The sequence below is a fragment of the uncultured Sphingomonas sp. genome, assembly GCF_964244235.1.
GTDB lineage: Bacteria > Pseudomonadota > Alphaproteobacteria > Sphingomonadales > Sphingomonadaceae > Sphingomonas.
Window position 1 is genome coordinate 1 of record NZ_CAXTII010000094.1, and the last position, 10,106, is coordinate 10,106.

A 10,106-nucleotide genomic window follows, 5' to 3' on the forward strand; every position below is an offset into this window, starting at 1 on the left:
AAGCCTTGCCCTGAGGTATAGCAAAGAGATAGGGGATCGATCACGGCCTGACCGGCACGCTCGCCCCGCGGCAGAAGTGTCACGATAAGCGAAGCCTGGCGGACCTCGCCCAGTTTCTGTCCGGGCTCCCCCGACTGCCCGACGGTCGTGAACACGCTCTTGATGCCCGGCACGCCGGCAAGCGATCGCCGGGCTGCTTCAGCCGCACGAAGCGTACTCGGCAGTGAACTTCCGGGGGGCAGCTCGACGGAAACGTTGGAAGTTCCCCGGTCCGAGGCCGGCATGAAGCCGGTGGGCAGGAGCGGGAGCAGCGAAAGCGACAATGCCATGAAGAGCGCGGTCGCGGCCATGGTCGGGCCGGGATGGCCGAGACACCATCTGATCGAGACCAGATAAAGCGACATGAGACGACCGTCCGGCGCCTCGGCCGGCGGGGTCGACCGCAGCAGCCGGACGGCCATCAACGGGGTCAGCAGGCGCGCCACCAGGAGCGACGCGAACACCGCGATCACGGCGGTCCACCCGAATTGCCGGAAAAGGAGACCGGGTACGCCGGTCATCAGCGCGGTCGGCAGGAAGACGGCGATCAAACTCATCGTGGTTGCCGTGACCGCAAGTGCGATCTCGACGACAGCGGCCTCGGTTGCCGCCCGGGCCGACTTGCCCATGCGGCGGTGGCGCTCGATATTCTCGATCTCGACAATCGCGTCATCGACCAGGATGCCGACGACCACCGACAGGGCGAGCAAGGTCAGCGTGTTCAGCGAATAGCCCATCCACCGCATCGCGGCGAACGCCGGGAGAATCGACAAGGGCAAGGCCGTGGCGGCGACGAACGTCGCGCGCCAGTCGCGCAGGAACAGCCAGACGACGATGATCGCGAGGATCGAGCCGCCATAGAGCATGTCCATCGAGCCGCGATATTGCTGCTGCGTATAGTCGACCGACCCGGAAATCGGCGTGAAGGCAAGACCCGGGGTGGTCGCGCCGAGCCGGTCGAGCGCCTTTTTTACGCCGACCGCCACCTGGGTCTCGTCGAAGCCCTTGGCGCGGTAGATGTTGAATCCCAGCGCCGGTCGTCCGTCGAACAGCGCCGCCTGCGTACGTTCCTCAACCGCGTCGCGAACCGTCGCCAACTGGTCCAGCCGAACCTGCCGGGCATCGCCGAGCACGATGGGCAGGGCGCCGAGGTCCGAGGCCTGGGCGACCAGCGCGGTGGTCCGGATCGACTGCTCCGCGCCGCCCAGTTGCCCGCGACCGCCCGAGGATTGCTGCTGGACCTGCCGCAGCGCGCGCGAGACGTCGCCCGCGGTGACGCCGAGCGAGGCGAGCCGCACCGGATCGACGTCCACGCGCACCTCGCGCCGCACGCCGCCCAGGCGCTCGATGCGGTCGACACCGGGGACGGCGAGCACGGCCTTGGCCACCGTGTCGTCGACGAACCAGGAAAGTGCCTCTTCGTCCATGCGGCCGGACCTGGCCGAATAGACCAGAGTCGGGCTCGATCCGAACGCTGCGGGACTGACCGCGGGCTCCAGCAGGGCGGTGGGCAGGTCCGAGCGGATTCGGTCGACTGCGTTCTTGGTGTCGATCACCGCATCCGAGAGCGGCTTTTCCAGCGCGAATTCGACGCGCATCAACACCACGCCATCGCCGATCGTCGTCCTGATGTGGCGCAGGCCGGTAACCGTCGCCAGCGAGTCCTCGACCTTGCGGGCGACGTCGGTCTCGAGCTGGGCTGGTGCGGCACCGGGCTCGTTCATCGTGATGGTGACCGTCGGCAGCTCGAGATCGGGAAGATTCTGGACCGGCAGGCCGATGAAACCCCAGATTCCCGCGACACTGAGGAGCACGAACAGGAGGGTGGCGGGGATCGGATTGCGGATCGACCAGGTTGCGCTTGTCATGGCCTTGCCGCGCCCGACTGGCCTGGCTGGCTGGCCTGGATGCGCACGACATCGCCGTCGCCGAGGAAGCCCGCACCCTCGACGACGAGTTTTTCGGCGCCGCTCAGTCCCTCGACGATTTCGACCTCGTCTCCCAGGCGACGTCCGACCGTGACCGCCTGCGCCCTGACCGGCGAAGAAGCGCCCGACCCATCGACGAGCCTGAAGACGTAACTTCGGCCGTCGCGTACGACCACGCTGGCGGCCGGGACCGCGAGCGCCGGTCTTTGGCCGATCGAAATCCGGCCACTCGCGTACATCCCGGCCCGCGCCCGGCCGCCGGGAACGATGTCGGCATAGACGAGGCCCAGCCGCGACTGTCCGTCGAGCGCCGGGCCGGTGATCCGTGTTCTCGCCAGGGTCTGGCTCCCGTCGGGCAGCGTCAACGAGATCGGCTGCCCGGGGGCGATCGAGGCGATCTGCGCGGCAGTGAGTTCGCCGCGCCATTCGAGCCGATTGTGACGGATGATCCGGAAGAGTTCCTGACCGGCGGGGACCACGGCGCCCAGGGCCGCGGTTCGCGCGCTGACCACGCCGTCGTCAGGGGCGGTCACTGTCGTGTAGCGCAGCTGGAGCCTTTTGGCCGCGAGCTGCGCCGCCGAGGTCTTCGCCTGGGTAACCAGTTGCAGCACGTCCTGGTCGCTGATGCCGCCGCTGCCCTGGAGTGAGAGTGCGCGCTGCCGGTTGGCCTCGGCCTGATCGTGACCGGCGACCAATTGGGCCTCTTCCGCCTGGAGCAGCGCCGGATTGAGGCGCGCAAGAACCTGGCCCTTGCGCACCTGGTCGCCCACATTCGCCTGGACATCGATGATCTGATAGCTGCCGATCTGGGTTCCGGCGCTTGCCTCCTGCCATGGGAAAATTCCGCCGGTGGCGGAGACGGTGGTGGCCCAGGTTGCTACGTGCGGCGCTGCGGTGGTGACGGTGAGGGCAGGTGCCGCCAATGCCGGGCGCGGGGGCGGGTGTCCGGGCAGATAGAGGAACAACAAGCCGGTGGCGCCAATGATGGCGATCGCGAGCGCCCCGTACCGGACCCGGCGCAAAGAACCGCGGCCGGTGCCGGATGGCCGGAGCAGCGCGCTGTCGGGCCGATCGAGGCCGAGCGGGCTTTGCATGAAAGTCATTCGAGGCTCGCCGCACGGCGGATCGCCGGGGTGCCGCAGGCGGTCGCGCGCGGGTCATCGCCATCGAAGGCGGAGCCCGATCGTCGGACAAGTTCGACCCAGGCACGTGCGCGGTCGCGGGCGGCGGCTATTGCGCTGTCCTGGGCCGTCCTGAGCAGGCGCCGCGAATCTTCCAGTTCGAACAGGCTGATCGCGCCGGCTCTCCAGCGGGCCTCATTGGCCTCAAGCGTGAAGCGGGCGGCCGACACCGACTGTCGCGATGTCTCCTCGCGCAGCGTTGCCGACTGCTGCGCCGCCAGGGCATCCTCGATGTCTTGCGCGGCGCTGCGCAGCGTCACCTCGAGCGTAGCGACCGCCTCGCGGTAACGCGCCTGTGCGAGACGGACCTTGGCTGAGCCGGCGCCGCCGTCGAACAGCGCGCCCGAGAGGCTTGGGCCAGCGGACCAGCTGGCGAAGGTCGTCGAAGATCCGAGCGCGCCGAGCCAGTTGCCGGACAAAACGGCGGCCAGGTCCAGCCGTGGAAGCCGCTCGGCGCGGGCAACGCCGATCTCGGACCAGCGCGCGGCTGCCTCGCGCTCGCTCGCGACAACACTCGGATGCGCGAGGAGAACGCACGCCGGCAACGCCGGCACGAAGGGCGGGGGCGCCGACATGGTTGTTGCGACAATAGGCGCACCGCCGTTTGAATCGGTCGAGACACCGCCTCGCACGAACAGGAGAGTCTCGATGTCCCCGGACCGGCGACCGGTGAGCGCCACCAGCCCGTCGGTATCGTGCAGGCACTGCTCCCTGAGGGCGATGCGGTCCGTTCGTGCGGCAGCGAGGTTGCCTTCGGCATTGGCGACATCGACCGGGGCGATGTTGCCGAACGCAAGGCGTTTTCGGGTTACTGCAAGCTCGACCGTGCGCGAGGCGATCTCGCTGTCGCGCACACCCAGCGAATAGGTGCAGGCCTTCAGGAGCAGCACCCCATCGGCCACCTGCGCGGCGATCGACAGGCGGGCATCCTTCGCATCGGCGGTGCGAGCGGCAAGCCGGTTGTCGGACGCCCGGGCGGTCTCGCGAAGGCGGCCCCAAAGGTCGACCTCCCAGGAGAGGCGTGGTCCGGCCGTTGCAGAGCTCGAGCGAACGACGCGGGTGCCCGCCAGGCTGGTGGTGCCGCTCTGGGCACGGGCGGCGTCCGCTTCGAGATCGGCGCGAGGGATTGCCTGAGCCCGGTCCGATGCAAGCGCGGCGCGCGCCTGATCGACACGGGCGGCTGCCTCTGCAAGCGTCGGGTTGGATGCAAGCGCGTCGGCGACCAGCGTGTCGAGCGCGGTGTCGTGCAGCCCGGTCCACCATGCGCCGCGCCCGGTCGGCGCCTCGGCGGACGATGCCGCATCGGCGAGGGATCCATTATCCCAGCTAACCGGCAGCGACAGTGCCGGGCGCTGATAGCCGGGTTGCAGTGTGCAGCCAGTGAGAAGGGTCAGACCGGCAAGCGCATGGAACAGGGCCGCTGGACAGTGCCTTGCCGTGGCGTCGATGCGCGAAGCGGGACGCCTTTGTACACGGCATGCGACGGTGACAATTGGGGCGGTCTGCCGTTTCGGTGTAGGCGGTGGAGGCAAGCTCATGCCGGCCGATTCGCAGACGGAGATTGCCGCAACCTGACGGGCCCTTGAAAATATCGGCCTGTGGATCGCAAGATCCCGTCAGGCTGGCGCAATGTTCGGCCGCTATTGCGGCGGGGACGGGGAGATAGATGTGCGGGTTCTATTGGTCGAGGATGAACCGGAGATCGCTTCGATCGTCGCGGCAGAAGTAGGCCGCGCCGGGTTCACGGTCGACACGGTCGATTGCTATCTCGATGCCGAAGCCGCGCTCGGCGTCGGGCGCTATGCACTCGTGCTCCTCGACCGGCGCCTTCCCGATGGCGAGGGCCTTGGCCTGTTGCGCGAGGCGCGGGCGCGCCAGCCCGGTACCCCGGTGATCATCCTCTCGGCGCTCGATCGGTCGCCCGAAGTCGTGCGGGGGCTGGACGCCGGTGCGGACGACTATCTGACCAAGCCGCTCGATCTTGCGGAGCTGCTGGCCAGGATACGGGCGGCGTTGCGCAAGACCGGCACGTTGCGGCAACCGCCGATCACCTGCGGCAAGCTCATGTTCGATGCTGATAGCCGGGAAGTGCTGGTCAGGGACCAGCCACTGATCCTCAAGCGGCGCGAGCTGTCGGTACTCGAAAGCCTGATCCGGCGAAAGGGCCGGGTCGTCCTGCGCGAGACGTTGATAGAGGAAGTCTATGGGTTCGACGACGACATTCAGTCCAACACGCTCGACGCCCATGTCTCCCGGCTCCGCGGTCGGCTTTCGGACGCCGATGCGGGCGTCGCCATCCATCCCGTTCGCGGCGTCGGATACATGCTGGACCGCGCATGACAAGGCCGACGCGATCGCTCGCCTTTCAGCTGATCCTCGCCTTCATGGTGGTCCAGAGCGCCTGTATCGTCGTCGCGATGATTGCCTTTCCGATCATCTCCCCGTTCACGACCTACCGATCGATCAGCGACAAGACGGCGCGCACGCTCGTGGTGGCGTCGATCCGGGCGGACCGGGACGGGGTGCTTCGGGTGATGCCGACCGCGGCATTGCGAGCCTATGCCGCTACCCGCCCCTTTTTCGGTTATGCCGCGAAAACGGTCGATGGCCGGATAATGGCGGGCTCATCCGTGGAAATGGCCGACCTGCTGCAAAAGACGGGCAGGTTCACGCCGCGCAAGGAAGATGCCATCGAGACGGTTCGGCCCGGTCGACCCGGGGACGGGGTGTTCATCAGCACCCGCACCTCCCGATTCGGCTATGTGATATTGGCGATCTCCGGCGACGAGTTTCACGCCGACAACCTTGTGACGTTCCTGGCGACCTTCCTGCCGGCGGTCCTGCCGGCTTACGGCCCCGTGTTCCTCGGCGTGCTGCTGGGGGTGCCGTTCGTGCTCAGGCGCACATTGCGACCGATCCGGCGCGCGGCTGGCGCCGCGTCCCTGATCGATATCCGCGCGCTTGATCACCGTCTCCCGACCGACCGGCTGCCGACTGAATTCCAGCCCCTGGTAAATGCTGTCAATGATGCGCTGGACCGGCTTTCGGAAGGGTGGACCCGGCAGCGTCTGTTTACGGCGAACGCTGCCCATGAGCTGCGCACGCCCGTCACGGTCCTGCAGGCGCGGGTCGAAACCTTGCCGGCGGACACGCAATTGCGTTCGGCGCTGATCCGCGACGTCCGGCGTCTTGCGCTGCTGATCGACCAGCTCCTGGCGATCGCCCGGCTGGAAGGGCGCGAGATTCCCCTCCGCCCGCTGGAGCTGGTGGCGCTCACCCGCGGCGTCGTCGCGGACTGGGCACCCGTCGCGATCAGCGGGGGCCGCTCGCTTGGCCTGTCGTCGCGGGCGCCGGTGATCTGGGTGCTAGGTGACGCGCAGGCGCTCGGAGGCGCCATTGCCGCATTGATCGACAACGCACTCAAGGTCGAACCTTTGGGCAAGACTGTCGAGGTGTCGGTATGCCCCGGTGCCTCGATAAGGGTCCGCGACCATGGGCCCGGGGTCGATATGGCCGATCGCGAAGCGGTCTTCGAGCCGTTCTGGCGAAAGACGGAGGGGCCGCTCGGCTCTGGCCTGGGGCTGGCTGCCGTTCGTGAGACTGCCCGGATCCATCATGGCCAGGTCTATATCGAGGAACGGGCCGGTGAGGGGGCTTCCTTTATTCTCGAGATTCCGGAACATGAAGCGCCGCGCTGATGGCGGCATGCCCGCCACTTCGAGATGCTTTCGAACTTTAGCGGAGAAATTTGGTGATTGCGCGCCCGGCCGCGATTATATCGACAATAGCAATCGATCTTGACGCAGCTACCGGATGTGAGGTGATGGGCGGAAGCGGTGAACAGCGGCCAAACGCGGTCAATCATGGGGAGAGAATAGTTGGTACGGATACTCGGGCTCTCCGGCGTCATCGGGGCAGGTTGCAAGGAGGTGTCGCCGGCATGCGCTCGCGAACGGATGCTGTTCATCGCATGCGCTGGCGGCTCGACCGACGCCGGGCTTTCCTGTCTTTACTTGCGCGGCGCAATTCCCTTCCATCGTCCCCATGTCTGAGCGCGCGGCGGACGAGACGCCGGTGTTCGGCCGCATCGACGAGATGGTCTCGTACTGGCGGGCCCGCGCCCCGGATTCGCTCGCGGCGGTCGACCATGACGGTCGCCGCCTGTCCTGGGCAGATCTCGACAGGCTGGTCGACGAGGCACGAGCCGAACTGATCCTGGCCGGAGTGGGGCCGGGCCACCGGGTCGCCCTGGTCATTGAAAATTCCGTCGCCGCCATTGCCTTCCTGATGGCGTGCAGCCGGATCGGTGCCTGGGCCGTGCCACTCAACGCGCGTCTCACGACCGAGGAGATCGAGGCGATCGTATCGCATTGCGTCCCGCAGCTGGTCGTCTTTCTGAGCGCGGCGTCCGCGAACGCACAGGCGCATGCTCTGCGCTTCACGGCGCGCGAGGCCACGGTCTGGACCTGGGACGCAGTGGCGTTTGCCCCGGCGGTGGCGACGCCGCCCGAGCCGGTCGCGGGGGAGGATGCGGACCGGATCGTCGTGCTGATCTACACATCCGGCACCACCGGAACTCCCAAGGGGGTCATGCTCACGCAGCGCAGCGTCCTGTTCGTCGCGCGGACAAGCGGCGATCTGCGCGAGATGAGCGCGCGGGATCTCTCTTATCTGGTCCTTCCGCTCAGCCATATCTTCGGACTTTCCTCGACATTGCTCGGCACGTTCCACGCCGGCGGGGCGGTGTGGCTGGCGAACCGGTTCGACGCCGGGAAGGTGGTCGACGCCCTTGCCAGCGGCGTGACCGATTTCCAGGGCGTGCCGGCGATGTACGCCCACATCCTGTCGACCCTCGGCGCGGTGGCGACCGTGCGGGCGCCGGCGCTCCGTTCTATTTCCTCGGGGGGGTCGCCACTCGATCTCGGCTGGAAAGCCCGGATCGAGGCAGCGTTCGGCCTGCCGCTCGGCAATGGCTATGGCTTGACCGAGACGTCGCCTACCGTCGCGCAGACCAGGCTGGGCGAGAGGCGGCAGGACGACAGCATCGGTTATCCCCTGCCGGGTATCGAGGTCCGCATCGCCGGGCCCGATGGCGACCTGGGCGCCGATGCGGTGGGCGAGCTCTGGGTTCGGGGGCCGGGGGTGTGCGCCGGTTATTATCGCGACCCGGCCGGCACCGCAGCCGCCATAACCGCCGATGGCTGGCTGAAAACCGGAGATCTCGCCCGGCAAGACGGGGACGGCGCCCTGTTCATCGTCGGCCGGGCCAAGGAGCTGATCATCCGTTCCGGGTTCAACGTCTATCCCGCCGATGTGGAAAGCGCGCTCAACGCGCATAAGGACGTCGTTCAAAGCGCAGTGGTGGGCAGGACGGTCGAGGGGAACGAAGAGGTCGTCGCCTTCGTCCAGCCGCGCGCCGGCGCTACTCTATCGGCGGCAGACCTGGCGGCATTCGTCGAGCAGCTGCTGGCTCCCTACAAGCGGCCGCAGGAAATCATCCTGCTCGACGTCCTGCCCGCGAGCAGCACCGGCAAGGTCCTCAGGAAGCAGCTCGCGGCGATGGCGCAGAAGCCATCTCCCGGCGGGGAAGCCGCGTGAGCGCAGGTGCTGATTACGACCGGGGATTCGCGGTGGACGACATCCGGACCGCTTAGAGTCGTCGCCCAGTGCGCATCATGCTCCAGCCAGGATCGGCGTCACCTTTCCCCCAGGTTGCGCTGACCGGTTCCGCCTTTGGCCGAGCGCCACGCCGCGTGGGCGGTATTGGCGAGCAGGCAGGCGATGGTCATCGGGCCGACGCCGCCGGGAACCGGTGTGACGGCACGCGCGTGGCCGATTTCGTCGAACGCGACATCGCCCACCAGCCGCTTGCGACCGTCCGGTCCCTCGACCCGGGTGATGCCGACATCGATCACGACCGCGCCCGCCTTCACCCAGTCGCCGCGTACCAGGCGCGGGCTGCCGGCGGCAGCGACGACGATGTCGGCGCTGCGGACAATGTCGGGCAGGCCACGGGTGGCGATATGGGTTACGGTGACGGTGCATTCGCGTTCGAGCAGCAGCATCGCCACCGGCTTGCCGACGATATTGGACTTGCCGATCACCACTGCCGCGAGCCCGCGATAATCGGTGATGACGGTATCGAGCAATTTCATGCAGCCCAGCGGCGTGCAGGGCACCAGCCCCCCGGTGCCGGTCGATAGCCGACCGACATTGACGGGATGGAAGCCATCGACATCCTTGGCCGGATCGATGGCGTCGAGCACGCGGATGGCATCGATCTGCGGTGGCAGCGGCAATTGCACCAGGATGCCGTGAATGGCTTCGTCGGCGTTGAGGGCGGCGATCAGCGCCAGCAGATCGGCTTCGTTGGTCGCCGCATCCAGGCGATGCTCGATCGAGCGCATGCCGACTCGCGTCGTCTCGGCGACCTTGCGGGCGACATAGACCTGGCTGGCGGGATCTTCGCCGACCAGAACCACCGCCAGGCCGGGCACGATCCCGTGCGCGGCGACGAGTTCGGCAATCGACGCGGCGGTGTCGCGCGACAGGTTTCGGGCCAGCGCGGTCCCATCGATGATCGCGGCCATGCCGGTCAGTTGCGAAACACGATGGTGCGCGAACCATTCAGCAGCACCCGGTCCTCCAGATGATAGGTGACCGCTGCCGCCAGCACCCGCCGTTCGATGTCGCGACCCTTGCGGACCAGGTCCTCGGGAGTATCGGCGTGGCTGATCGGCTCGACATCCTGGGCAATGATCGGTCCCTCGTCGAGATCGGCAGTGACGTAGTGACCGGTCGCACCGATCATCTTGACGCCGCGCGCATGCGCCTGGTGATAAGGCTTCGCGCCCTTGAAGCCCGGCAGGAAGCTGTGATGGATGTTGATGCACCGACCGGAAAGATAAGCCGACAGATCGTCGGACAGGATCTGCATGTACCGGGCCAGGACGATCAG

General features: G+C 67.4%; 8 protein-coding genes. 3 read left to right on the forward strand and 5 right to left on the reverse strand.

The window, feature by feature from the left end; all coding sequences use genetic code 11:
* The 3 genes from ACFE7D_RS12730 to ACFE7D_RS12740 form a co-directional block, all read right to left on the reverse strand.
* On the reverse strand, window positions 1-1,907 hold a 1,907-nt coding region (locus tag ACFE7D_RS12730; protein ID WP_375395791.1), incomplete at its 3' end, for an efflux RND transporter permease subunit.
* The gene (locus ACFE7D_RS12735) at window positions 1,904-3,061 is read right to left on the reverse strand and encodes an efflux RND transporter periplasmic adaptor subunit (protein ID WP_375395792.1); all 1,158 of its coding nucleotides are present in this window, start codon (window positions 3,059-3,061) and stop codon (window positions 1,904-1,906) included. The genes ACFE7D_RS12730 and ACFE7D_RS12735, both read right to left, overlap by 4 nt.
* A gap of 5 nt (window positions 3,062-3,066) precedes the next feature.
* Window positions 3,067-4,686: an efflux transporter outer membrane subunit gene (locus tag ACFE7D_RS12740; protein WP_375395793.1), complete on the reverse strand. Its 1,620-nt coding sequence runs from the start codon at window positions 4,684-4,686 to the stop codon at window positions 3,067-3,069.
* 130 nt (window positions 4,687-4,816) lie between these two features.
* On the opposite strand from ACFE7D_RS12740, the gene ACFE7D_RS12745 reads away from it, so the two are divergent.
* The 3 genes from ACFE7D_RS12745 to ACFE7D_RS12755 all read left to right on the forward strand — a co-directional run bounded on the left by ACFE7D_RS12745 (window position 4,817) and on the right by ACFE7D_RS12755 (window position 8,746).
* The gene (locus ACFE7D_RS12745; RefSeq protein WP_375395794.1) at window positions 4,817-5,488 is read left to right on the forward strand and encodes a response regulator transcription factor; all 672 of its coding nucleotides are present in this window, start codon (window positions 4,817-4,819) and stop codon (window positions 5,486-5,488) included.
* Window positions 5,485-6,846 (forward strand): sensor histidine kinase, encoded by a 1,362-nt coding sequence (locus ACFE7D_RS12750; protein ID WP_375395795.1) that lies wholly within the window; start codon window positions 5,485-5,487, stop codon window positions 6,844-6,846. The genes ACFE7D_RS12745 and ACFE7D_RS12750 overlap by 4 nt, the downstream gene beginning before the upstream one ends.
* 346 nt (window positions 6,847-7,192) lie before the next feature.
* Window positions 7,193-8,746, forward strand: a complete 1,554-nt coding sequence (locus ACFE7D_RS12755) for a class I adenylate-forming enzyme family protein (protein WP_375395796.1) — start codon at window positions 7,193-7,195, stop codon at window positions 8,744-8,746.
* Between the two features lie 98 nt (window positions 8,747-8,844).
* On the opposite strand, the gene ACFE7D_RS12760 is transcribed toward ACFE7D_RS12755, so the two are convergent.
* Together ACFE7D_RS12760 and ACFE7D_RS12765 are read right to left on the reverse strand one after the other, a co-directional pair.
* Entirely contained in the window at window positions 8,845-9,738 is an 894-nt protein-coding gene (locus tag ACFE7D_RS12760) for a bifunctional 5,10-methylenetetrahydrofolate dehydrogenase/5,10-methenyltetrahydrofolate cyclohydrolase (RefSeq protein ID WP_375395797.1), read from the reverse strand.
* A gap of 5 nt (window positions 9,739-9,743) precedes the next feature.
* Window positions 9,744-10,106, reverse strand: a 363-nt coding sequence (locus ACFE7D_RS12765) for a formyltransferase family protein (protein ID WP_375395798.1), incomplete at its 5' end; no start/stop codon positions are given.

Coding starts and splice junctions, on each gene's coding strand:
- ACFE7D_RS12735 (WP_375395792.1), bottom strand. CDS start 3,061: ATGCAAAGCCCGCTCGGCCTCGATCGGCCCGACAGCGCGCTGCTCCGG.
- ACFE7D_RS12740 (WP_375395793.1), bottom strand. CDS start 4,686: ATGAGCTTGCCTCCACCGCCTACACCGAAACGGCAGACCGCCCCAATT.
- ACFE7D_RS12750 (WP_375395795.1), top strand. CDS start 5,485: ATGACAAGGCCGACGCGATCGCTCGCCTTTCAGCTGATCCTCGCCTTC.
- ACFE7D_RS12755 (WP_375395796.1), top strand. CDS start 7,193: ATGTCTGAGCGCGCGGCGGACGAGACGCCGGTGTTCGGCCGCATCGAC.
- ACFE7D_RS12760 (WP_375395797.1), bottom strand. CDS start 9,738: ATGGCCGCGATCATCGATGGGACCGCGCTGGCCCGAAACCTGTCGCGC.